21 protein-coding genes and 1 other RNA gene are annotated in these 24,311 nt (G+C 61.4%); 14 read left to right on the top strand and 8 right to left on the bottom strand.

All coding sequences use genetic code 11. The features are described 5' to 3' along the window. The first annotated feature begins 109 nt into the window (after positions 1-109). The 7 genes from zipA (at position 110) to ASD70_RS03235 (ending at position 8,968) form a co-directional block, all read left to right on the top strand. Positions 110-973: a cell division protein ZipA gene (zipA, locus tag ASD70_RS03260; protein WP_046071683.1), complete on the top strand. Its 864-nt coding sequence runs from the start codon at positions 110-112 to the stop codon at positions 971-973. Between the two features lie 87 nt (positions 974-1,060). Beyond that, on the top strand, positions 1,061-3,427 hold the full coding sequence (gene ligA, locus ASD70_RS03255) for an NAD-dependent DNA ligase LigA (RefSeq protein ID WP_056845641.1): 2,367 nt from the start codon (positions 1,061-1,063) through the stop codon (positions 3,425-3,427). A gap of 199 nt (positions 3,428-3,626) precedes the next feature. Next, entirely contained in the window at positions 3,627-4,793 is a 1,167-nt protein-coding gene (locus tag ASD70_RS03250) for a zinc-binding metallopeptidase family protein (RefSeq protein WP_046071685.1), read from the top strand. A 160-nt stretch (positions 4,794-4,953) separates the two neighbouring features. Further along, positions 4,954-5,050: signal recognition particle sRNA small type (gene ffs, locus ASD70_RS28055), an RNA gene on the top strand. 159 nt (positions 5,051-5,209) lie between these two features. Continuing rightward, positions 5,210-7,171 carry a hypothetical protein gene (locus tag ASD70_RS03245; protein WP_056845640.1) on the top strand — a complete coding sequence of 654 codons (1,962 nt, stop codon included), beginning with the start codon at positions 5,210-5,212 and terminating at the stop codon, positions 7,169-7,171. Positions 7,172-7,329: 158 nt separating this feature from the next. After that, on the top strand, positions 7,330-8,376 hold the full coding sequence (locus tag ASD70_RS03240; RefSeq protein WP_046071687.1) for an N-acetylmuramidase family protein: 1,047 nt from the start codon (positions 7,330-7,332) through the stop codon (positions 8,374-8,376). Between the two features lies 1 nt (position 8,377). Further along, complete coding sequence (locus tag ASD70_RS03235) at positions 8,378-8,968, top strand: hypothetical protein (RefSeq protein ID WP_046071688.1); 591 nt, start codon at positions 8,378-8,380, stop codon at positions 8,966-8,968. Between the two features lie 114 nt (positions 8,969-9,082). Here the strand turns inward: ASD70_RS03235 and ASD70_RS03230 are convergent, their stop codons facing one another. Next, entirely contained in the window at positions 9,083-9,946 is an 864-nt protein-coding gene (locus ASD70_RS03230; protein ID WP_046071689.1) for a LysR family transcriptional regulator, read from the bottom strand. 102 nt (positions 9,947-10,048) lie between these two features. On the opposite strand from ASD70_RS03230, the gene ASD70_RS03225 reads away from it, so the two are divergent. The 6 genes from ASD70_RS03225 to ASD70_RS03200 all read left to right on the top strand — a co-directional run bounded on the left by ASD70_RS03225 (position 10,049) and on the right by ASD70_RS03200 (position 16,703). Beyond that, positions 10,049-10,990, top strand: coding sequence for a DMT family transporter (locus tag ASD70_RS03225; RefSeq protein WP_056845639.1), 942 nt, complete (start codon positions 10,049-10,051; stop codon positions 10,988-10,990). 77 nt (positions 10,991-11,067) lie between these two features. Continuing rightward, the gene (gene dnaX / locus ASD70_RS03220; protein ID WP_056845638.1) at positions 11,068-13,128 is read left to right on the top strand and encodes a DNA polymerase III subunit gamma/tau; all 2,061 of its coding nucleotides are present in this window, start codon (positions 11,068-11,070) and stop codon (positions 13,126-13,128) included. A gap of 44 nt (positions 13,129-13,172) precedes the next feature. Beyond that, positions 13,173-13,511, top strand: coding sequence for a YbaB/EbfC family nucleoid-associated protein (locus ASD70_RS03215; RefSeq protein ID WP_017527493.1), 339 nt, complete (start codon positions 13,173-13,175; stop codon positions 13,509-13,511). A gap of 139 nt (positions 13,512-13,650) precedes the next feature. After that, on the top strand, positions 13,651-14,685 hold the full coding sequence (locus ASD70_RS03210) for an NADP-dependent oxidoreductase (RefSeq protein ID WP_056845637.1): 1,035 nt from the start codon (positions 13,651-13,653) through the stop codon (positions 14,683-14,685). Between the two features lie 66 nt (positions 14,686-14,751). Next, positions 14,752-15,354 carry a recombination mediator RecR gene (gene recR / locus ASD70_RS03205; RefSeq protein ID WP_043047046.1) on the top strand — a complete coding sequence of 201 codons (603 nt, stop codon included), beginning with the start codon at positions 14,752-14,754 and terminating at the stop codon, positions 15,352-15,354. Positions 15,355-15,554: 200 nt separating this feature from the next. Further along, complete coding sequence (locus tag ASD70_RS03200) at positions 15,555-16,703, top strand: acyl-CoA dehydrogenase family protein (RefSeq protein WP_056845636.1); 1,149 nt, start codon at positions 15,555-15,557, stop codon at positions 16,701-16,703. 117 nt (positions 16,704-16,820) lie between these two features. Here ASD70_RS03200 and ASD70_RS03195 read toward each other — a convergent pair whose 3' ends face one another. Continuing rightward, positions 16,821-17,369, bottom strand: a complete 549-nt coding sequence (locus tag ASD70_RS03195; RefSeq protein WP_056845635.1) for an adenine phosphoribosyltransferase — start codon at positions 17,367-17,369, stop codon at positions 16,821-16,823. Between the two features lie 76 nt (positions 17,370-17,445). Beyond that, positions 17,446-18,180, bottom strand: a complete 735-nt coding sequence (fnr, locus tag ASD70_RS03190; protein WP_046071695.1) for a fumarate/nitrate reduction transcriptional regulator Fnr — start codon at positions 18,178-18,180, stop codon at positions 17,446-17,448. 156 nt (positions 18,181-18,336) lie between these two features. Here fnr and ASD70_RS03185 point away from each other — a divergent pair, with 156 nt between their 5' ends. Further along, positions 18,337-18,798 carry a VCBS domain-containing protein gene (locus ASD70_RS03185; RefSeq protein ID WP_056845634.1) on the top strand — a complete coding sequence of 154 codons (462 nt, stop codon included), beginning with the start codon at positions 18,337-18,339 and terminating at the stop codon, positions 18,796-18,798. Between the two features lie 6 nt (positions 18,799-18,804). Here ASD70_RS03185 and hemN read toward each other — a convergent pair whose 3' ends face one another. The 5 genes from hemN to ASD70_RS03160 form a co-directional block, all read right to left on the bottom strand. Further along, entirely contained in the window at positions 18,805-20,187 is a 1,383-nt protein-coding gene (gene hemN / locus ASD70_RS03180; protein ID WP_046071696.1) for an oxygen-independent coproporphyrinogen III oxidase, read from the bottom strand. A gap of 102 nt (positions 20,188-20,289) precedes the next feature. Then, positions 20,290-20,973, bottom strand: a complete 684-nt coding sequence (locus ASD70_RS03175; RefSeq protein ID WP_056845633.1) for a sulfite exporter TauE/SafE family protein — start codon at positions 20,971-20,973, stop codon at positions 20,290-20,292. After that, entirely contained in the window at positions 20,966-21,178 is a 213-nt protein-coding gene (gene ccoS, locus ASD70_RS03170; protein WP_056845632.1) for a cbb3-type cytochrome oxidase assembly protein CcoS, read from the bottom strand. Before ccoS ends, ASD70_RS03175 begins: the two co-directional genes overlap by 8 nt. Positions 21,179-21,200: 22 nt before the next feature. Continuing rightward, complete coding sequence (locus ASD70_RS03165) at positions 21,201-23,645, bottom strand: heavy metal translocating P-type ATPase (RefSeq protein WP_056845631.1); 2,445 nt, start codon at positions 23,643-23,645, stop codon at positions 21,201-21,203. Between the two features lie 116 nt (positions 23,646-23,761). Continuing rightward, positions 23,762-24,301: a FixH family protein gene (locus ASD70_RS03160; RefSeq protein WP_046071700.1), complete on the bottom strand. Its 540-nt coding sequence runs from the start codon at positions 24,299-24,301 to the stop codon at positions 23,762-23,764. Positions 24,302-24,311 lie beyond the last annotated feature (10 nt).

Below are 24,311 nucleotides of genomic sequence, written 5' to 3'. Positions count from 1 at the left end.
CGTGGGCAAAACGTCAGCCAGAACATAGAGTTGGCGCCACGTTTTAAAGCGGTTTGCACGGTGCTAAACCCCTTATTTTTCAGCATTTTTTATAGAGGCACGGGATTACATGGAAATCGGTCTGCGCGAGTGGCTGATCGTCATCGGCATTATTGTCATTGCCGGTATTCTTTTTGATGGCTGGCGCCGTATGCGCGGTGGCAAGGGTAAGCTCAAGTTCCGCTTGGACCGAAACCTGTCCAACCTGCCCGACGACGACGGCAGCGCCGAGCTGCTGGGGCCGCCCCGTGTGCTGGATACCCATAAAGAGCCGCAACTGGACGAGCACGACTTGCCGTCGATGAGCGCGCCGGTGCGTGAAGCTCGCGAGCCGTCGTCCAAGCGCGGCAAGCGTGGCAGTGCAGCGGTAGCCGAACCGCACCAGGGCGACCTGAACCTCGACGTCGATGATGGCCCGAGCTTCAGCAGCCGTGACAACGATTTCCCCGACGAGACCCCGACCAAGAGCGCAGCGCGCCAATCGGTAAACGATCAGCCGGCTGCCGAAGAAGTGCTGGTTATCAGCGTGATCTGCCGCGATGCCGGTGGTTTCAAAGGCCCGGCACTGTTGCAGAACATCCTTGAAAGCGGCCTGCGTTTTGGTGAAATGGATATTTTCCACCGCCACGAAAGCATGGCCGGCAATGGCGAAGTGCTGTTCTCCATGGCCAACGCGGTCAAGCCGGGCACCTTCGATCTGGACGATATCGACCTGTTCAGCACCCCGGCGGTGAGTTTCTTCCTCGGCCTGCCGGGCCCGCGTCACCCGAAACAAGCGTTCGACGTGATGGTGGCGGCGGCCCGCAAGCTGTCCCAGGAACTCAACGGCGAGCTCAAGGACGACCAACGCAGCGTCCTGACCGCCCAGACCATCGAACACTACCGTCAGCGTATCGTCGAGTTCGAGCGTCGCGCCCTGACACAGAAACGCTGAGGTTCGATCATAAGCGTTGTCTGTAGAATCCATGCACTAACATATTGAGCAGCTTCGGCTGCTCTTTTGCTTTATGAGAGAACACCCATGACCGCCGCCCATACCCGCATTCTCGAACTGCGCGCTGAACTGGATCAGCACAACTATCGCTACCATGTGCTCGACGAGCCGAGCATTCCGGACGCTGAGTACGACCGCTTGTTCCACGAGCTCAAGGCCCTGGAAGCCGAGCACCCGGAACTGGTGACGCGCGATTCTCCGACGCAGCGGGTCGGCAGTGCGGCGCTGTCGGCGTTCACCCAGGTCAAGCACGAGATCCCGATGCTCAGCCTGGGCAACGCCTTCGATGAAGCCACCATGCTCGAGTTTGATCGCCGGGTCACCGAGGGCCTCGACCTGCCGGTGGGCGATCTGTTCGGCGCTGGCGCGGCGGTGGAGTACAGCTGCGAGCCGAAGCTGGATGGCCTGGCGGTCAGCCTGCTGTACCAGGATGGCGAACTGGTGCGCGGTGCTACCCGTGGCGATGGCACCACGGGGGAAGACATCAGCGTCAATGTGCGCACCGTGCGCAATATTCCTTTGAAGCTGCACGGCAGCGGCTGGCCGGCCACCCTGGAAGTGCGTGGCGAAGTGTTTATGTCCAAGGCCGGTTTCGAGCGCCTGAACGCCTCGCAACTGGAAGTCGGCGGCAAGACCTTCGCCAACCCGCGCAATGCTGCGGCCGGCAGCCTGCGCCAGCTGGATTCGAAGATCACCGCCAGCCGTCCACTGGAATTCTGCTGCTATGGCATCGGCCAGGTGACCGCAGATATCAGTGACACCCATATTGGTAACCTCAAGCAGTTGCAGAAGTGGGGCATGCCGATCAGCCACGAGCTGAAGCTGGCCAAGGGCATCCAGGAATGCCTGGACTACTACCGCGATATTGGCGAGCGGCGTAATGCGCTGGGCTATGAGATCGACGGGGTGGTGTTCAAGGTCAACAGCATCGCCGCCCAGCGTGAGCTGGGCTTCCGCGCCCGTGAACCGCGCTGGGCCATCGCGCATAAATTCCCGGCGATGGAAGAGTTGACCGAGTTGCTCGACGTGGAATTCCAGGTCGGCCGTACCGGCGCCGTGACTCCAGTGGCGCGCTTGAAACCGGTCAAAGTGGCCGGTGTGACCGTGGCCAACGCTACCTTGCACAACATGGACGAAGTGGCGCGCCTGGGACTGATGATCGGTGACACGGTGATCATCCGCCGCGCTGGTGATGTGATCCCGCAAGTGGTCTCGGTAGTCACCGAGCGTCGCCCGGAACACGCCCGTGCGGTGCAGATCCCCGAGAGCTGCCCGGTGTGCGGCTCCCATGTCGAGCGCACGCAGTTGGTCAAGCGCAGCAAGGGCAAGGAAACCGTCAGTGAAGGCGCGGTGTACCGTTGTGTCGGGCGGCTGGCCTGTGGCGCGCAGCTCAAGCAGGCGATCATCCATTTCGTCTCGCGTCGTGCCATGGATATCGACGGCCTGGGTGACAAGACTATCGAGCAACTGGTGGATGAAAAACTCATCGGCTCGCCGGCGGATCTCTACAAGCTCAAGTATGAACAGATCATTGACTTGGAAGGCTTCGCCGACATCTCCAGCAAGAAGCTGATCAGCGCCATCGAAAACAGCAAGGCGCCAACCCTGGCGCGCTTTATCTATGCCCTCGGCATTCCCGATGTGGGCGAGGAGACCGCCAAGGTGCTGGCGCGCTCCCTGGCTTCGCTGGAGCGTGTGCAGAAGGCTTTGCCGGAAGTGCTGACGTACTTGCCGGATGTGGGGTTGGAAGTGGCCCATGAGATCCATAGTTTCTTTGAAGACGACCACAACCAGGAAGTGATCGGTGCGCTGTTGGCAGCGGACGAATGCGGCCTGCAATTGCAGGACCAGGGCGACCTGAGCGCCGAATTCGCTGCCAGCACCACCTTGGGCGGCTTGCTCGACAAGCTGCACGTGCCTTCCGTAGGGCCGGGCGCCGCGCAGAAACTCGCGGACAAGTTCGGCACGCTTGAAGGCGTAATCAAGGCCGACTGGCTCGACATGCGCCAGGCGCTGCCCGAGAAGCAGGCCAAGGCCGTGCGCGACTTTTTCGATAATGCCGACAACGCCCATCGTGCCCTGGCCATCGAGCAACAGCTCAAGGACTTCGGCATGCACTGGCAGAGCGAGAAGAAGGTGGTCGAAGGCTTGCCGGAAGCCGGGCACACCTGGGTACTCACCGGCTCCCTGGAGCTGATGAGCCGCGATGTGGCCAAGGACAAGCTCGAAAGCCTAGGCGCCAAGGTGGCCGGTTCCGTCTCGGCGAAAACCCACTGCGTGGTGGCCGGGCCGGGCGCTGGATCGAAATTGGCCAAGGCCAGTGAGCTGGGCATCAAAGTGCTGGACGAAGAAGCTTTCGTGGCCTTCCTGGCCGGGCACAACATCAGCGTCTGAAACGCTTTTGCCCCCTGTAGGAACGAGCTTGCTCGCGAAGAACCGGAGTGCCCCGCTGTGAATCAGGCCCCCCGCGTTATCGTTAACGATCTTCGCGAGCAAGCTCGCTCCTACAAAGAGCAGTGGTGTCATCCCTTGCGTGTTGAACGATCCCGAGCGAGAAATGATCTAGTCTCTGTCACCCCAGGGAGAACCCGCGATGTTTCGCTACTTCGAGCAACTCAGTTCGCGCATCGCCGCGCCGTTCATGGCCCAACCCTCGCGCAACAGCAAGGTGTGGCAATGCCGCTGCGGCCAGTCGCTGTTCTTCCGCAACAGCCAGTGCCTGGCCTGCCAGGCGGTGTTGGGTTACCTGCCGCAGCAAAGCCGCCTGTCCTCCCTGCAACCCGGCCCTGTGGTTGGCACTTGGCTGGCGGACGATCATCTCGACGCCGGTGCTTTTCGACGCTGCGCCAACCTTGACACCCCGGCCGCCTGCAACTGGCTGGTCCCGGCCCACAGTACCGCGACGCTGTGCTTGGCCTGCAGCCTGAACCGCACCATTCCCGACCTGTCGATTGCGCAAAACCCCGAACGCTGGCGCAAGGTCGAAACCGCCAAGCGCCGGTTGGTGGCACAGCTGATTAGCCTGGGCCTGCAAGTGGTGCCCAAGAGTGTCGACGAAAACACTGGCCTGGCCTTCGACTTCATCGGCATCGACCTGCAAGGCAACGCGCCCACCACTGGTCATGCCAACGGCCTGATCACCCTGGACATCAAGGAAGCCGACGATGCCCACCGCGAAAAAGTCCGCGTACAGATGCACGAGCCGTACCGCACCTTGCTTGGCCATTTTCGCCATGAAGTCGGCCACTACTATTGGGATCGCCTGATCGCCGACAGCCACTGGCTTGAACCGTTCCGAGCCTTGTTCGGCGACGAGCGCGCCAGTTACGCCGACGCCCTCGACCAGCACTACCAGAACGGCCCGCGCCCTGACTGGCAACAAAACTGCGTCAGTGCCTATGCCACCATGCACCCATGGGAAGACTGGGCCGAAACCTGGGCCCACTACCTGCACATGATGGATGCGGTGGACACTGCCCTGGGCTTTGGTATGAGCGCCCGCGAGATGGACCTGGATTACCAGCCGTTTGCCCTGACGACGCTGTACGATCCAGAACACCCAGGCGGCCCGGCATTTCTCTCGTTCGTCAACGCCTGGATCGAACTGGCCGGCATGCTCAACGAACTGTCCCGTGCCATGGGCCAGCCGGATTTCTACCCCTTCGTGCTGCCGTCGGCGGTGATTGCCAAGTTGCACTTTATTCACCTGGTCATCCAGGAAGAGGGCGGCAGGGCCGATGCGGTCCTGCATGCACAATGATTAACCCCTGTGGGGAGGGGGCAAGCCCCCACATTGGATAGCGCAATTGTTGAACGCCATGGCAAGTACTTGAAGCTTCTCATTTTTTACGGTTGTAACTTCCGATGAGAACGGTACAATGGCGCGGCTTGCCGAGAGGCCAGCGTCGTTATGGTGACCCCATCGGTCCCCCCGCAACGATTACCCGTGAACCTGGTCAGAGCCGGAAGGCAGCAGCCACAGCGGGAACATTGTGTGCCGGGGTGTGGCTGGTGGGGTTGCCTCCATAACGCTCCCTCCTGCGGTCCCTTCTTCGATTCCAATTCATATTTGCTGCCCTGCCAGTCATCTGTGACGCCGGTTGCACAGCGCATGACGGTCATCTCTCGACCAGTGGCATACTCCCAAGCGTCTCTTTCCCCTGGCTACGAGGCTATATGCACTCGGAACATTTTGATTTATCCAGCCCTGTGTTCTTGCCGATCACCGATGAAACCTGTGCGGGTTTGTTGGCTGGCGACGGTGCAGGGGCGCTCGTCGCCCTGAGTGAGCCGGAGCTGGCGGCCGTGCTGGTTATCCAGAATCTGGCGCAGGTGCCGGAAAGCGACCTGAGCGCCAGTGGCGCTGAAAAAGTCTTGGCCAAGCTCATTGACTGGGCGGTAGAGGCCAGCCATTCGACGAGTGTGTCCCTGCTGTCGGAAGCACAGCGGCTGTTCGACCAAAGGAAGCTGTACTTCGGTCTTAATGTGGTCAAAAGCCTCAAGCTGCGTTTTCTGCTGGCGGAGGAGGTACAGGCGCAAGACTACCTGTTGCCCAGCGGCAAGTGGGACGTCGAATATAAAGTGCGCCACCTCAAGGCAAATGACCCGTTCAGCAAACAGATGGTCACGCCCCGGCACCGCGAACGCTGGTTGAGCGCCGAGCAAGACAAGCTGATCAGGACCTTCCGCGCCAACTTGAACGAAGACCTGCATGTCCAAGGCTACGCGGGCATTGGTAAGAGTCATCTGCTGGTGGCCTTGATGGAGCACCTGCGTCCGGAAAAAACCTTGTTGCTGGCGCGTACCCCGGCAAAACTGGAAACCCTCCGCACGCGCATGGTGGGCGTACGCGAGCGAAAGGCCGGCCAGACCTTCTACGCCTTTGCGCATACCTTGTTGCATGGCCCAAGGCCCAAACCACTGGATAGCCAAGCAAGGGCGCTGAGCAAGCAGGCACTGGCTCGGGAGCTGAATATCTTCGGCTTCCGGCGTTTGGAGGGGCAAGCGGTGGTGGATGTCTGCCTCAAAGTGCTGGAAGCCTACTGCCGCTCCTGGGAATACAGCCTGTCGGCGAAGCATTTGCCGCATTTCAAGCAGCCGCTGTCCGTCGTCGACTCGCGGGCACTGCTCGAATACGCCAGCCGGTTGTGGAGCTACCTTGAGGCGAATCCGGCCTGGGGCAGCCAGACCGGATTTGAAGCCTTGTTGATGATCAAGCGCGCCAGCCTTGCCGGCTGTGTGGTGCCCGAGCGCTATACCCACGTGCTCATCGACGAGAGCCAGGACATTCCGGCGCCGCTGCTGCAGATGATCGAGCGCGGCCGCCAGGTGCTGGTCACCCTGGGCGACGAGTACCAGCAGGCCAGTGGTGGGGTGGTCAAACGTGCCCGTGAGGTTCGCCACACGGACATTTGCTACTCCGTGCGTTCCGGACGCAACGTCGAGCGCCTGGTCAACCCTTTGATCAGCCAGCATTCGGATAAAAGCAAAGTGCTCTTTGAGGGCGCGCGGGACGCCGACGTCGGTATTGAGTTTTATCCGCAGGGTTTCGTGCCGCCGCAAGGTTGCGTGGTGCTGACCGCGTCCTATTGGGACACCATGAAGTGGGCCATGCAACTAAGTGACGCCCGTTGTGCATTCGGCCTGGCGAGTAAAGAGGCGCAGCAGTCACTCAAGTATTTCATGGACACGGTCATCGCGTTGTTCAAGCCAGATTTCTATAGCAACGAGTTCAATGACAGTGGCCCTCATCCTTTTTTCAGCGATATGGCCGATTGGCAGCAAGTGCGCGAGGCATGTCAGTTCGATGAGGCGTTTCTTTGGGTTGAGGCCGAGTTGGAAAAAGGCTTTAACCTGGCTGACGTTACACGTTTGAACCGGCTAAGCGGCCATCCGCACGAGCGCTGCCTGCTGATGCTGGCGCAAGATGCGGGCGGGCTGGAGTTCGAACGGGTGCTGCTTACCCCCGAGTTGTTGACCAATGTGAAGTTCCAAGACGCCTATGCGTTCGACCAGCGACTGTGTGCGGTGTATATCGCGATTTCCCGAGCAACTCAGCAATTGTATCTGCCCTACGATGTGGTTGAATGGATCGACTACCACAAGTATCAGAAAACCCGAGAGTTGCACGGTTACTGACGGATTTAACCGGGCCATTTCACAACTTTCAAAACGCCCTCTGGACAATTCGCATACCGCCTTGCTAGCTTGCGCCAGCCACTTGTTTCAGAGTATGACAAGGGCACGGATTTGATATTGAAGTGCTATCACTTCTTTCACTCACAAGGATGTCTGTCATGAAGAGCCTGCAAGGGTTGCCTCGTCTTATCAGTGCTTCAGTAGGCGCTCCCGGTAAAGCCCGCAACTTGCCCGCCGATGTTCAGTGCATCCAGTACCTATTTAACTTGATCATTCCCAAGATGGGCTTTGCCTTGCAGGAAAACGGCAAGTGCGACGGCCAGTTGGTGCAATGCATCAGCCAGTATCAGTTCCGCCATCTCAAATACGCCCATCCCGATGGTGTGATCGACCCCACGGGGCGCACGTTCAACAGCTTGATCGAAGAAGCGGTGAAGGTGCCCGTGAGGGCCTTCCCGGCCATGCGCATTCCGAGCTTTCTCAACGCATTGGGCAATAACAACGTCGATGCGGTGCAAGCCACGGTCAACGTCTACCTGAGCCAGGTGCGTGCAGTGATCGAGGCCGAGCGGCGCAACCGCCAGTTAATGCTCCAGGCCACCTGTGACGGCGGCACAACGCTCAGCGATACGGATTTCCAGAATGCCGCCAAGCAACTGGGCAACGGCATTTCGACAAATGTGGTCAAGGCTTTTGCGACCGTGGAGTCGGGCGGGAAGGTGGGTTTCGGGCCGGCAAAGTTACCGATCATCGCCTTCGAAGGGCACCACTTTCGCAAGTACACCAATCACATCTACGACCAGTCGCACCCGCTGCTGTCGTATGTCTACAAGAAAAAAGCCGGGCCGCAGTGGCAGACCAATAACAAGGACCAGGTCAAGGCCTGGGAAACCATGGCTACCGCATTCGCCCTGGACCAGGAGGCGGCATTGATGTCGGCGTCCTGGGGCATGTTTCAGGTCATGGGATTCAACTTCGCATCCTGCGGTTTCAAGACGGTGTTTGAGTTAGTCGCAGCGTTGAAAGTGAACGCCGGTAATCAACTCAAGGCCTACATCAGCTTTTGCAGCAAGAGCACGGCGTTGATGAGTGCGATGAAAAACAAGGATTTCACAGCCATGGCCCGCAACTATAACGGCGATGACTACGGCAACTATGACGTGCTGATGAAACAAGCCTACGAAGCCTTTGAAGGGAAGAAATAAGATGATTCGTTTTCTGGCGATGGGCGTGTTGTCGTTATGCACGGTGGCGTCGGCACTGGCTGGCTCGCCAACCTTGCATTCGGGCAAGTACGAAGGGTTGATGCTGGCGGTAACGCCTGGGCATCAGGTCGAGGGTTTCTACGCCGAGGCGATGGGCGAGGGCGTGAGCCGCCGTTGCAGCTTCTACCTGCAAGGCAAGCCTGAGGCGCTGACCACCTGGCTGGACGCCGCCTACCCTGGCAGTGTGGCTGTGGCGTCCGACGGCGTGATCCTGACGGTGGAGCAGGGCCGTCAACACCCCGGCTGTATCAACGTGCTGATGCCGGAAATCGCCACCGGCCTGGACCTGACCCAGACCGCCAGCAAAAAGTGGATCGGCCTGGTGACCGTATCCGCCGACAAGGCTTACCTGTTGAAAACCCCGGGTGCGAAGGCCGCCAAGCGTCCCTACATCGTCAAGGATGATGTGGTGGGTGTGCTGGCGTTCAAGGATGGCTGGGCGCAGGTGGAGTTTATCAATGCTGACGACCGTTCGTTCACGGGGTGGATCAGCCAGGGCCAGTACGCACGGTTGGTTGCGCCGAAGCTCTGAGAAGCTCTGAAATGTGGGAGGGGGCTTGCTCCCGATGAGGAAGGGTCAGCTAGCACCTATATTGATTGACCCACCGCTATCGGGAGCAAGCCCCCTCCCACATTTAGGAATGTGTCAGCCAAAGGTCTCGCGCAGTAGCCCGGCGAATGCATCCCGTGCCAGGTGTCGCTGGGTGTCCTTGTGCCAAAACAGCAGGTTGTCCACCGCCGCCAGTTCGTCGAACCGATAGGACGCCAGCTGATTGGCCTGCTCATAGCGCGCCAGAATGCCCTCGGGCGCTAGCGCCACGCCAATCCCCGCGCTGACGCAGCCGATGATTGTGCCCCAACTGGCGTAGCTGGCAATCGCCGGCTTGAAGTCATGGGGCTTGAGCCAGTTTTCCAGGGCGGCGCGATAGGGGCAGCCTGGCGGCCATACCAGCAGCGTGCGGCCGGCCAGGTCCTCGGCGCTGTTGATAGGTGCACTGGAGGCGCTGGCAATCAACACCAGGCGCTCGCTGTAGACCACACTCTGCTCCAGCTTTGTACGTTTGCCACCGGCGGCCACCAGGGCCACATCCAGGCGATGGTGTTGCAGGTCGTCGAGCAATTGCGCCCAGGCGCCGGTGACCAGTTCCAGGCTGACCTCGGGGTAACGTCGGTGATATTCCGCCAGCAGGGGTGGCAGGCGACCGCTGGCGCTGGATTCCACCGCACCGATGCGCAAGGTGCCACGGGGAATGGCGTTGGCATCCACCGCACGTTTGGACTCATCCACCAGCGCCAGGATGCGTTCACAGTAATCCAGGAAGATCTCACCCGCAGCACTGATCGCCAACCCGCGGCCGGCGCGGATAAACAGCGGCGTGCCCAACTCGTTTTCCAGCTGCTTGATGCGCGTGGTGATGTTGGACGGCACACAGTGCAACTGCAAGGCAGCCTGGGCCACGCTGCCGGTTTGTGCCACGGCGCGCACCATTTTCAGTTGGGCCAGTTCCATTGCTCAGTTCCCGTGATTTCAGAAGTCAGAAACACTTAATTGTCCTAGGCCCGGCCTGGGCCAAGACTGACGGCATGCCTTCTCAATGCGTGGATGCCGTCGATGAATACCCCGTCACCTCTAAAGCTTACGCTAGTCATTGCCAGCGTCATCCTCTGTTGGGCCTATTCGCCGATTGGCGTGCACATGGGGCTGCACAGCTACAGCCCCGGTCAATTGGCGTTGCTGCGGTTCCTGATTGCATCGGTATTCATGGGGGGCGTGGCGGTGGTGGTCGGTATCGGCCGCCCGCAGGTGCGCGATCTTCCCTGGCTGCTGGTCTTGGGTTTCTTTGGGGTGTTCCTGCACCACACCAGCATCAATAGCGGTCAGCAATGGGTGACGGCGGCGGCGTCCAGCGTGTTGGCACAGTCGGCGCCGTTATTCAGTGTGTTGATCGCGTTTTTCTGCTTGAAGGAACGGGTCAGTGCCTGGCGCTGGGCCTGTGTGCTATTGGGCCTGGCCGGCGTGCTGGTGGTGATCTGGGGCGACCACGGCGTGGGCGACATCGACCCTCGGGGCTTGCTGATCCTGCTGGCGGCGTGCTCGTGGAGTGTGTATTTCGCCATCGCGCGGCATTACGCCCATCGCTACAGCCCGCTGACCCTGGCGTGCTACATGGTGTGGTCTGGCACCTTGATGCTTTGCGTGAACCTGCCGGGCCTGCCCGCCGCCATCGTACAGGCACCGTTACCGGAGAATTTTGCGGTGCTGGTACTGGGCATTTTTCCCAGCGCCTTGGCCTACCTGGCCTGGGGGTATGTGTTGAAGCATGTCGAGGTCAGCCGTGCTTCGGTGGCGATGTACCTGATCCCACCGGTGGCCATGGTGATGGCCGCAATGCTGCTCGGCGAGCATGTGGCCCTGCAGGTGGTGCTGGGCGCGGTGATCGTGCTGGCCAGCGTGGCCGCCATTAGTCTGGAGGGCCACTGGCGTTCAATCGTTCATGCAGGACGTGCGCAAAAGCCCGCTGTGGGGCCAATCGTGCGACCTTCGTCAGATTAGACGAGCGTGCCGGATGCAATTTCCCCCTTGCTCCGCTAGCATTACCGGCTTCCGCTTCCCAGTTGCGACGGTTTTCGATGAGTTATCAGGTTCTTGCACGTAAATGGCGCCCGCGCTCGTTCCGCGAAATGGTCGGCCAGACCCATGTGCTCAAGGCTCTGATCAATGCCTTGGACAGCCAACGGCTGCACCACGCCTACCTGTTCACCGGTACCCGCGGGGTGGGCAAGACCACGATTGCGCGCATCATCGCCAAGTGCCTGAATTGTGAAACCGGTATCACTTCAACGCCTTGCGGCACCTGTTCGGTATGCCGCGAGATCGACGAGGGGCGTTTTGTCGACCTGATCGAGATCGACGCCGCGAGCCGCACCAAGGTCGAAGACACCCGCGAGCTGCTCGACAATGTGCAGTACGCACCGAGCCGTGGCCGCTTCAAGGTCTACCTGATCGACGAAGTGCACATGCTGTCCAGCCACTCCTTCAACGCCCTGTTGAAAACCCTGGAAGAGCCGCCGCCCTACGTTAAGTTCATCCTGGCCACCACCGACCCGCAGAAACTTCCTGCAACGATTTTGTCGCGGTGCCTGCAATTCTCCCTGAAAAACATGACCCCCGAGCGCGTGGTCGAGCATTTGACCCACGTGCTGGGCGTCGAGAACGTACCGTTCGAAGACGACGCGCTGTGGTTGTTGGGCCGCGCCGCCGACGGTTCGATGCGTGACGCCATGAGCCTCACCGACCAGGCCATCGCGTTCGGCGAAGGCAAGGTCATGGCTGCCGATGTGCGCGCCATGCTCGGCACCCTGGACCACGGCCAGGTATTTGATGTGCTTCATGCGCTGATTGAAGGCGACGCCAAGGCGCTGCTCGAAGCGGTGCGCCACCTCTCGGAGCAAGGCCCGGATTGGAACGGCGTGCTCTCGGAGATCCTCAATGTGCTGCACCGCGTCGCCATCGCCCAGGCCCTGCCGGAAGGCGTCGACAACGGCCATGGCGACCGCGATCGCGTATTGGCCCTGGCCCAGGCCTTGCCGGCCGAGGATGTGCAGTTCTACTACCAGATGGGCCTGATTGGCCGCCGGGACCTGCCCCTGGCGCCGGACCCGCGCGGCGGCTTTGAAATGGTGCTGCTGCGTATGCTGGCGTTCCGGCCGGCGGATTCGGCAGACGCACCGAGACAGCCGCTAAAGCCAGTGGGGATCAGCCAGGCCACAGTTGATTCCGCCAAACCAGTGGCTGGCGCGGCAGCTGTCGCGTCAGTAGTCGCTGCACCCGTACCGGTTGCGCCGACGCCTGAGCCTGAGCCTGAGCCGGTTGCAGCAGCGCCTGTGGTTGAACCTGCGCCGGTTGTCGAGCCAGAGCCTGTGGTCGACCTGCCCTGGAATGACCCGGTCGAAGCCGAGCCAGAGCCTGAGCAACAACCCGCCGTGGAGCCCGTGCTGGAAACCGCCGGCGAGCAGCCCGAGCTGACGCCGATGCCGGCGCCGACCCCGGACAGCGTCGTGCCGGATGCCCCTGAATGGGTGTCGGCACCGGTCCCCGAGCCGACGGTCGCCCAGGTCGAGGCTGCAACCCCAGGCATTGACCTGGACGATGAACCGCCGCTGGATGAAGACTACATCGAGCCGGACATGGACTCGGCCTACAGCTACCTGGACGAATTGGCCAGTGAGCACACCGCCGAGCCAGCGCCCGAGCCCGAGGCAGAACCGGCTGCGGCCCCGGCCACCGGCCTGGCCCTGCAATGGCTGGAATTGTTTCCGAAATTGCCGATCTCCGGCATGACCGGCAGTATCGCCGCCAACTGCACCCTGATTTCCATCGAGGGCGACCACTGGCTGTTGCACCTGGACCCGGCCCATAGCGCCTTGTTCAATGCCACCCAGCAGCGTCGGCTCAACGATGCGCTCAACCAGTACCATGGGCGCACGCTGACCATCGCCATCGAGCTGATCAAGCCCGAGCAGGAAACTCCGGCCCAGGCGGCGACTCGTCGACGCCTTAACCGTCAACGCGAGGCCGAGGATTCGATCCACGCTGATCCGCTGATCCAACAAATGATGCAACAGTTCGGTGCGGTCGTCCGTCACGATACTATTGAACCTGTCGAAGCCCCGGTGTCCCAGGCGTCATGATTCCGGGCTACTAACTTGATCCACGTACTTTTGAGGTGATTCCCATGATGAAAGGTGGCATGGCCGGCCTGATGAAGCAGGCGCAGCAGATGCAGGAAAAGATGGCCAAGATGCAGGAAGAACTGGCCAACGCCGAAGTCACCGGTAAAGCCGGTGGCGATATGGTCAGCGTGGTGATGACCGGTCGTCACGACATCAAGCGCGTGAGCATCGACCCGAGCCTGCTGGAAGGCGTCAGCGACGACGACCGCGAAGTGCTCGAAGACTTGTTCGCCGCGGCCGTCAACGACGCCGTGCGCAAGATCGAAGCCAACAGCCAGGACAAAATGTCCGGCGTGACCGCTGGCATGCAATTGCCACCGGGCATGAAGCTGCCGTTCTGATACAGACTTTGGCTAGATTCAAATGCCGGGCATTGCGCCTGGCATTTTTTTTGGGCCGACGAAACATCGAACCCCAACCCGTTACCCATGGTCTGCACCTTATACCGTTGAATTCTCATCGATAACAGGAGCCCCGCTGATGCCTCAAGAAATGACGCTCAACCAACGCATCGTCCTGGTCTCACGCCCTCAAGGCGCACCCACGCCGGAGAACTTTCGCCTGGAACGTGTGAGCCTGCCGGAGCTGGCAGACGGTCAGGTGTTGTTGAAGACGCTGTATCTGTCGCTGGACCCCTATATGCGTGGGCGCATGAGCGACGCACCGTCCTACGCCGCGCCCGTGGAAATCGACGAGGTAATGACCGGTGGTGCTGTCAGCCGTGTCGAGCAATCACGTCACCCGAAATTTGAGGTAGGCGACCTGGTGGTGGGTGCAACCGGCTGGCAAAGCCACTGCATTTGCGATGGGAGCAACCTCATGCCAGTGCCCAAGGGCCTGGCGAGTCCGTCGATGGCGTTGGGTGTGCTGGGCATGCCGGGCATGACCGCCTACATGGGCCTGATGGACATCGGCCAGCCCAAGGCCGGGGAAACCCTGGTGGTGGCCGCTGCGTCCGGCGCGGTGGGCTCGGTGGTGGGCCAGGTGGCCAAGCTCAAGGGCTTGCGTGTGGTGGGCATCGCCGGTGGTGCGGACAAGTGCCGCTATGTGGTGGATGAGCTGGGCTTTGATGCCTGTATCGACCACAAGAGCGCGGACTTTGCCCAGGAACTGGCGCTGGCCTGTTTCAAAGGCGTGGACATCTATTTTGAAAATGTCGGCGGTAAAGTCTTCGATGCGGTGCTGCCTCTGCTCAACCCCAAGGCGCGCGTGCCGCTGTGCGGGTTGATTGCCGGTTACAACGCCCACGAAGCGCCCAGCGGCCCTGATCGCTTGCCGGCGCTGCAGCGTACCTTGCTGACCAAGCGCGTGCGTATCCAGGGTTTTATCGTGTTCGACGACTATGGCGACCGCCAGCCGGAGTTCCTCAGCGCCATGGCGCCGTGGGTGCGCGATGGCAAGATCAAGTTCCGCGAGGACGTGGTCGATGGCCTGGAGCAGGCGCCCGAAGCCTTTATCGGCTTGCTCGAGGGGCGCAACTTCGGCAAGTTGGTGGTGCGCGTCGCGCAGGATTGAGTATTTGACGCTAATCCGGGGCGCGGGTATAAACCGCGTCTCGTTGTTTTGTCGGACCCTTCGCCCATGAGCTTCAGCCCCCTGATTCGCCAACTGATCGACGCCTTGCGCACGCTGCCCGGTGTCGGCCAGAAAACTGCCCAGCGCATGGCCCTGCAACTGCTGGAGCGTGATCGCAGCGGCGGCACCCGCCTGGCCCAGGCCCTGAGCCAGGCCATGGAAGGCGTGGGCCACTGCCGCCAATGCCGCACCCTCACCGAAGAAGAGCTCTGCCCGCAATGCGCCGACCCACGCCGTGACGACACCTTGCTGTGCGTGGTGGAAGGGCCGATGGATGTGTATGCGGTGGAGCAGACCGGTTATCGCGGACGCTACTTCGTGCTCAAGGGCCATCTTTCGCCGCTGGACGGGCTGGGGCCGGAGGCTATCGGTATTCCGCAACTGGTCGCACGAATTGAAGCGCAGGGCACTTTTACCGAAGTGATCCTGGCGACCAACCCGACCGTGGAAGGTGAAGCCACGGCGCATTACATTGCCCAGTTGTTGACCAATAAAGGTTTGATCACCTCGCGTATTGCCCATGGTGTACCGTTGGGTGGCGAGTTGGAGCTGGTCGATGGTGGCACCTTGGCCCACTCGTTCGCGGGTCGCAAGCCGATCGCGCTCTAACATCCGCAGCAGGATCAAATGTGGGAGGGGGCTTGCTCCCGATTGCTGTGTGTCAGTCGACAGAGTTATTGGCTGATCCACCGCTATCGGGAGCAAGCCCCCTCCCACAGTAGTTTTGTGGTGTCAGTGATAACTGTGTATGGCTTGATAACCAAGCAAGCGCTTGGTAAGTTCGCTCCATCTCGCCATGGAGCTTGCCGATGTCTGCCTATCAGGAATACTTCGATCCCAGCCACCAGTTGGTCCGCGACAGCGTGCGCCGTTTTGTCGAGCGCGAAATGTTGCCGGGTATTGAGCAATGGGAGGAGGCTGAGAGCTTTCCCCGCGAGCTCTATCTCAAGGCGGGCGCGGCGGGCATTCTGGGGATTGGTTATCCGGAATCACTAGGCGGCAGCCATGAAGGCGATCTGTTCGCCAAGGTGGCCGCCAGCGAAGAGTTGATGCGCTGTGGTTCCGGTGGTGTGGTGGCGGGGCTGGGCTCCCTGGATATCGGCCTGCCGCCCATCGTCAAATGGGCCAGGCCCGAAGTACGTGAGCGCGTGGCGCCCCAGGTGCTGAGCGGCGAGAAGATCATTGCGCTGGCCGTCACCGAACCCAGCGGCGGCTCGGATGTGGCCAACCTGCAGACCCGTGCCGTACGCGAGGGCGAAGATTACCGAGTGAGCGGCACCAAGACCTTTATCACCAGTGGCATCCGTGCCGATTTTTATACCGTGGCGGTGCGCACCGGCGGCCCGGGCTTTGGCGGCATCAGCCTGCTGATGATTGAGAAAGACACGCCCGGGTTCACTGTCGGCCAGCCGCTGAAAAAGATGGGCTGGTGGGCGTCGGACACCGCCGAACTGTTCTTCGACGATTGCCGCGTACCCGCCGGCAACCTTATCGGCGCTGAAAATATGGGCTTTGCCTGCATCATGGGCAATTTCCAGAGCGAGCGCCTGGCCCTGGCCTTGATGGCTAACATGACCGCGCAACTGGCCCTGGAGGAGAGCCTCAAGTGGGCCGCCCAGCGCGAAGCATTCGGCAAGCCCATCGGCAAATTCCAGGTGCTCAAGCATCGGCTGGCGGAAATGGCCACCGCCGTGGAAGTCTCCCGGGAGTTCACCTATCGCCAGGCCGCCAGGATGGCCGCTGGCAAGAGCGTGATCAAGGAGATTTCCATGGCCAAGAACCTGGCCACTGACACGGCTGATCGGGTGACCTATGACGCAGTGCAGATATTGGGTGGGCAGGGGTATATGCGTGGCAGCCTGGTGGAGCGGCTGTATCGGGATAATCGGATTCTGTCGATTGGTGGGGGGACGCGGGAGGTGATGAACGAAATCATCAGCAAGCAGATGGGGCTTTGACCGGCGGTGTTCTTTCGGGCCCCATCGGGAGCAAGCCCCCTCCCACATTCTTGATTGTGTTCACAAGTCAAAATGTGGGAGGGGGCTTGCTCCCGATGAGGCCAGTCCTGACAAAGACTACCTTTCAGTCAACCCAAACTGCGTCAGGCAAAACGTCGGAATCCCCATGTCTTCCAACCGCTGCGACCCACCCAGCTCAGGCAAATCAATAATCGCCGCGGCTTCAAAGATCTTCGCGCCCATGCGCCGCACCAGATTCGCTGCGGCAATCAGGGTCCCGCCAGTGGCGATCAGGTCATCGAACATCAGCACCGAATCCCCTTCGCACAGGCTGTCGGCGTGCACTTCCAGGAAGGCTTCGCCGTATTCGGTCTGGTAACCCTCGGCCAGCACATCCGCCGGCAGCTTGCCTTGCTTGCGAAACAGGATCAGCGGCTTGTTGAGCTGGTAGGCGATGATCGAACCGATCAGGAAACCGCGGGCATCCATCGCACCGATATGCGTGAAATCGGCTTCGACATAGCGCTGGGCAAAGCTGTCGGCGACCATGCGCAGGGCGCGGGGCGATTGGAACAGGGGAGTGATGTCACGAAAGATAACCCCAGGCTTGGGGAAGTCGATGACGGGGCGAATCAGGGATTTGATGTCGAACGAATCGAAAGTCATCGTCGCAGAGTCCTGGGCGGAAAACGGACTCGAAGTATACCTGCGGCCTCGCCGATTGGCGCGGCCGCAGTCTGGATCAGACCTCCAGTGAACCGCCGGCCAGTGCGCACAGCTGGATCGGATCAAGGATATGCACTTCCTTGCCCTCGGCGGCAATCAGCTGGTTCTGCTGGAAGCGGGTAAATACGCGGGACACGGTCTCTACGGCCAGCCCCAGGTAATTGCCGATTTCATTGCGCGACATGCTCAGGCGGAACTGGTTGGCCGAGAAACCACGGGCACGGAAGCGCGCCGACAGGTTGACCAGGAATGTAGCGATGCGCTCGTCGGCGGTTTTCTTCGACAGCAGCAGCATCATTTGCTGGTCGTCACGAATCTCGCGGCTCATCACGCGCATCAGCTGGCGACGCAACTGCGGCAATTGCAGGGCCAATTCATCAAGGCGTTCGAAAGGGATTTCGCACACCGAGGTCGTCTCCAGCGCTTGGGCCGACACCGGGTGAACCTCGGTGTCCATCCCCGACAGCCCGACCAACTCGCTGGGCAAGTGGAAGCCAGTGATTTGTTCTTCACCGCCATCGCTTAGGCTGAATGTCTTCAACGCGCCCGAACGTACTGCATAGACCGAATCGAACTTGTCGCCCTGGCGAAACAGGAACTCGCCTTTTTTTAGCGGGCGCCCGCGTTTCACGATGTCGTCCAGCGCATCCATGTCTTCCAGATTCAGCGAAAGTGGCAGGCAGAGGGGAGCCAGGCTGCAATCCTTGCAGTGAACCTGGCTGTGAGCGCGCAGTTTGGCTGGCTCAGACATTTCTTAAATCCTTGTGGGAAAACACACATAAGACGTAAGGGTAACGCACTGGGGGGCACCGAAGCCAGCATGTACAAAAAACCTGGCGGAATATAAAGGTTTGCCCGAGGCGGCCGATAGCACTGCCATCGAATATGAACGCGGGTGGCTCAAACCATGTTATCCCTCAGTACTCAACTCGCCTCGCGCACCCAGGTCCAGGCACTGCCCGAAGCCAAGAAGGCGGTAGACTCCGATGTTGCCGCGATCCCGTCGACGGATGCAGCCAAGCCTGCCGTTTCAGTGACCATTTCTGGTGCCGCGATGAAAGCTGCAGCGGCGGAGAAAACCTCAAACAGTGATATCGATGACAGTGGCCTGGCGGACAACGTCAAGAATCTGCTGAAGATGATTCGCGAGATCAAGAAACAGATTGCCGAGAAACAGGCTGAGATGGCGGCGGTGATGGCTGATAAAAACCTCTCGCCGGAACAGGCACGTGCCCGGCTTTCGGGCCTGCAATCGGCGTTGAGCGCACTGCAGGCCGGGTTGACCAGCGCTCAGGCGTCGCTGGCCAAAGCCATGAAAGACATGAGCGGCGCCGATGCGATCAAGACTGCCGGGCTGGCGATGAAGTAACCACCGTCAGATGACCCGCGAAAATCGCTGCCTGTTCTGGTGCTCCAGATAGGCATCGAACACCATGCACACCGAGCGCACCAACAAGCGCCCGGCCGGCAGCACACGAATGCCCAGGGCATCCAGCTCGATCAAGCCATCGGTCGCCATCGTCTCCAGTTGCGGCCATAGCTCGGTGAAATAACCGCGAAAATCGATGTTGTAGGTCTGTTCGATCCCTTCGAATACCAGGCTGAAATTGCAGATCAACTGCTGGATCACGTCCCGGCGCAGACGATCGTCCGTGGTACAGACCAGTCCACGGCTGGTCGCCAGCTGCGCGCCCGCCAGGGCATTCTGGTACTGGTTCAGATCACTGCTGTTTTGACAGTACAGGTCGCCGACCTGGCTGATCGCCGACACTCCAAGCCCAATCAAGTCGCAATGCCCGTGGGTGGTGTAACCCTGGAAGTTACGCTGCAACCTGCCTTCTTCCTGGGCAATGGCCAATTCGTCGTCTGGCAAGGCAAAGTGGTCCATGCCGATATAGCGGTAGCCGGCCTGGGTCAATTGCTCGATGGTGGTTTGCAGCATCAGCAGTTTCTCAGCCGGCGAGGGCAGGTCGTCGATGTTGATCCGCCGTTGCGGCATGAAGCGTTCTGGCAGGTGCGCGTAGTTGAATACGGACAGGCGGTCCGGCTGCAAACGGATGACTTCCTCCACGGTGCGCGCAAAATTCAGCGGAGACTGCTTGGGCAAGCCGTAGATCAGGTCGATATTGATCGAGCGAAATTGCAGGGTGCGTGCCGCGTCGATCACCGCGCGGGTTTCTTCCAGGCTTTGCAGGCGATTGACCGCCCGTTGTACGTCGGGATCGAGGTCTTGCAGGCCGATGCTTACGCGGTTGAAGCCCAGCTCGCGCAGCAGGCCCATGGTGGCCCAGTCGGCTTCGCGTGGATCGATTTCAATACCGTAGTCGCCTGAATCGTCATCCAGCAAATTGAAATGTTGGCGCAGGCAGGCCATCACCTGGCGAAGTTCGTCGTGACTGAGAAAAGTGGGCGTACCGCCGCCCAGATGCAGCTGCTCAACCGTTTGCTTGGGGTCGAGGTGACAGGCCACCAGCTGGATTTCCTGCTCCAGGCGTTGCAGGTAGGCCTGGGCGCGGCCGCGGTCCTTGGTGATGACCTTGTTGCAGGCGCAGTAGTAGCAAATGTTGGCGCAGAACGGCACGTGCACATATAGCGACAAGGGCCGCACGGCCTTGCGGCTGTCACGTAGCGCGTGGAGCAGGTCAAAGGTGCCGACCTGGCTGTCAAATTGTACGGCGGTGGGGTAGGACGTGTAGCGCGGCCCCGCCAAGTCGTAGCGGTGAATCAGATCTGTGTCCCAACGAATGGCGTCGAGCATGCGGGCGGTCCCCGGGAATGGCTAGTGGGCCGAGTCTAGGGGCAGGGCTGGGCAGGCATCTTGATTTGCATCAACGGGGAGCGGCGCTATGCCACATGGCCTTTAATGCCCCATTAGCCAGTGCTGATGCGGGCCCGGCAGCGTCCAGATACCGAAGATCATTACCAGCACGCCCCCGGCGACACGCACGCTGCGCTTGCGCAATAACGCGGTCACGCGTTCGGCCGCCAACCCGGTGGCGAGCAGCACCGGCCAGGTGCCCAGCCCGAAGGCCAGCATCAGTAATGCACTGTCCAGCGCATTGCCCTGGCTCGCCGCCCAGAGCAGGGTGCTGTAGACCAACCCGCACGGCAACCAGCCCCACAACGCGCCCAGCAGCAAGGCGCGCGGCAGGCTGGATACCGGCAGCAAACGGTTGGCAACAGGCTGTATATGCCGCCACAGGCCACGTCCGAGGCTTTCGATACGGGTCAGGCCGCTCCACCAGCCGGCCAGGTACAGGCCCATGCAGATCAGCAGCAGCCCGGCGAGCACGCGCATGAACATCGCCGCCGGGCTGTTGGCCACTGCCCAGCCGGCCAGGCCAATCAATAACCCCGCCGAGGCATAGCTGAGGATGCGCCCCAGGTTGTACGCCAGCAGCAAGCGAAAGCGGCGGCTGCGTTGCTCCTTGGGGATCGCCAGGGTCAGCGCGCCCATCAGCCCGCCGCACATGCCCAGGCAATGGCCGCCGCCGAGCAGGCCAAGGATCAGCGCCGAGACCAGCAGGGGCGCCAGCTCAAGCATGGGGTGGGGCTTTGGGCGGTTGCTCGGGGCCGTTGGCTTCGTCGACGGCGGCCAGGTGATTCGGATCCTGATCGTCGAACAACACGCTGTGGGCCGGGCCATCGAGGTCCTCGTACTGGCCACTGTCCACGGCCCAGAAGAAGATGTAGATCGCCACACCCACTAACAGCAGCGCCGCCGGAATCATCACGTATAGAGCTGGCATCTGCACTCCATGCCCACGCGGCTCAGGCCGGCAGCGGGCGGGTTATCAAGGTGGTGCCGGTGGCTGGCGCGCTCGGCAGGCGAGTCAGGCGCAAGGCGTTGAGCACCACGGTCAATGAGCTGAGGGACATGCCGATCGCCGCCCAGATCGGGGTGATCCAGCCCAGGGCGGCAAACGGCAGCATAAGGCCATTGTACAGCCCGGCCCACAGCAGGTTCTCAATGATTACCCGACGAGTGCGTCGCGCCAGGCTGAAGGCCTGCACCAAGGCATCCAGGTGGTTGGACAACAGCACCGCGTCGGCACTGGTTTTCGCCAAGTCCGTGGCCGAGCCCATGGCTACGCTGATATCAGCGGCGGCCAGCACCGGCACATCGTTGACGCCATCGCCGAGCATCAGCACTTTGCGACCTTCCTTGTGCAGATTCTGTAGCACCCGCAGCTTGTCGTCAGGGCGCAGGCCACCGTGGGCTTCGTCGATGCCCAGCTCAAGGGCGACACTGGCGACCATCGGCGAACTGTCCCCCGAGAGCAACAGCGTACGCCAACCGCGCGCCTTGCAGGCGGCCAACAAGGCCGGTGCATCGCTGCGCAGGCGGTCGTCCAGCACGAACCAGGCGAGTGCGCCGTTACGATCGCCCAGCAGCAGCCATTGCCCGGCTTCATCCGGCGCCGCCGGCATCGCGCAACCACTGAGCGCGCAGACAAACGCTGGTTGGCCGATACGCAAGTGCCGCTCACCCACGCGACCTTCCAAGCCTAGGCCGGGGGAACTGAGCACTTCGTCGGCGGCCAGCGGCGCACGCCCAAAGGCGCGGGCAATCGGGTGTTCCGAGCGGTTCTCCAGGGCGGCCGCGAGGCTCAGGCATTGGTCGCTGTCCAGCGCGCCCAGGGGCCGGATGGCGCGCAACGCCAGGCGCCCTTCGGTGAGGGTGCCGGTCTTGTCGAAAATCACTGTATCGATCTGGTTCAGGCCCTCAAGCACATGGCCACGAGTCAATAGCAACCCAAGAGTGTGCAAGGTGCCGGTGGCAGCAGTGAGGGCGGTCGGCGTGGCGAGGGACAGCGCGCACGGGCACGTGGCCACCAGCATCGCCAATACAATCCAGAACGCCCGGGATGGGTCCAGCTCCCACCACAGCAGGCCGATCAGCGCGGCGGCTATCAACGAGCACAGCAGGAACCACTGCGCGGCGCGGTCGGCGATCTGCGCCAGGCGGGGCTTCTCAGCCTGGGCGCGCTCCAGCAGGCGCACGATGGCGGACAACCGTGTGTCATGGCCCAGGGCGCGCACTTCGACGCTCAGCGCGCCTTCGACATTCAGAGTGCCAGCGGTGACGCTGTCACCAATCCCCCGGGGTTGTGGCAGGTACTCGCCGGTCAGCAGGGATTCATCGATGCTGGATTGGCCGTCGAGAATCACGCCATCCGCCGGCAGCACCGCACCGGGGTGCACCAACACGCGATCACCCAGCGCCAACTCACTGAGCAGGATGCGTTCGCTCTGGCCGTCATTTTTCAGGCGCAGGCAGGAGGCAGGCAACAGGTTGACCAACTGAGCGGTGGCCGCTGCGGTGCGTTCCCGGGCGCGACGCTCTAGGTAACGCCCAGCCAGCAGGAACAGCGCAAACATGCCCACCGCATCGAAATACAATTCGCCCACACCGGTGATCGCCGTCCAGATGCCCGCCACGTAGGCGCCGCCAATCGCCAGGGACACCGACACGTCCATGGTCAGGTGGCGCGTGCGCAAGTCGCGCAGGGCGCCCTTGAAGAACGGTGCGCAGCTGTAGAACACAATGGGCGTGGTCAGAAACATCGCGACCCAGCGCAGGATCACATGCAGCTCCGGGCTCAGGTCGATATTGAATTCCGGCCAGGTGGCCATGGTTGCCATCATCGCCTGGAACCACAGCAAGCCGGCGACGCCCAGTTGGCGCAGGGCCAGGCGGTTCTCGCTGGCCAATTGCTCGGCGGCGCGGTCGGCGTGGTAAGGGTGGGCGGCGTAGCCGATATGGCGCAGTTCGCTGAGCAGTTGGCTCAACGGCAATTGCCCATCGGCCCAGCGTACCTGCAGGCGGTGGTTGGACAGGTTCAGCCGGGCCTCGGCTACGGCGGGCAGGCTGCGCAGGTGCTTCTCGATCAGCCAGCCGCAGGCGGCGCAGCTGATGCCTTCCATCAACAGGGTGGCTTCGGCAAGGTCGCCTTCGTGGCGCACAAAGGGTTTTTGCACATCGGCGCGGTCGTACAGCGCCAGCTCATCCACCAGTTGCACCGGTAATGCCTCAGGGTTGGCCGAGGCTTCGCTGCGGTGCTGGTAATAGCTTTCCAACCCACCGGCAACGATGGCTTCGGCGACCGCCTGGCAGCCCGGGCAGCACAGTTCGCGGCGCTCGCCGAGGATCTGGGCGGTAAACCGGCTGCCGGCGGGGACGGGCAGGGCGCAGTGGTAGCAGGGGGTGGTCATGGTTCAAGGTCTTTGGTGGCTGGGAGGGCCTCATCGCGGGCAAGCCCGGCTCCCACATTCGGTTGCGTTCTCCTGTGGGAGCGGGCTTGCCCGCGATGCGCGTAGCGCGGCTTTTTTTACTGCTTCAGGTCTTCGGCACCCTGCAACGGCTCGTCACCCAGCAGCAAGTCCTTGTCATGGCTGACCTCTTCCTCTTCGAACATCCGCCAGGTCTGGTCACCTTCGACGCCGAGCAATTCCACGAAGCGCCGGCCTTCGACCTTGTCGGCGACCTGGCCGATATAGCGGCCCTGCCCAGTGTCACTACGGGCCAGGACGATCTTGCGATCCTTCTCCGGCTGGGTTGGGGAAATCAGGTTCAGTTCCAGGGTCGCCGGGCCGCTGTTGCCGGTCAGTTGCAGTTCGACTTCGCCGGTCAGTTCATCCAGATGCAGCCTGGCGCGCAATTGCAGGGTCTGCGCCAGTCGTTCGCGGTCCAGGGAGCGGTTGATGCCTTTGCCGGCCTCGTAGTAGTTGTCGTTGACCAGGTTGTCCGGGTTGTTCACCGCGATGGTCACCATGGACAAGGTCAGGGTCACCGAGCAGGCCAGGATCGCAATGATGATCCAGGGCCAGAGGTGCTTGTACCAAGGGCTTGCGGCAGTGGCTGAGGACATTGGTTCTATT

Origin of the sequence: Pseudomonas sp. Root569 (genome assembly GCF_001427465.1) — a bacterium.
Taxonomy (GTDB): Bacteria; Pseudomonadota; Gammaproteobacteria; order Pseudomonadales; family Pseudomonadaceae; genus Aquipseudomonas; species Aquipseudomonas synxantha.
Note: the sequence above shows the minus strand (reverse complement) of the source record. Positions and strands in the feature narration are given on the sequence as shown.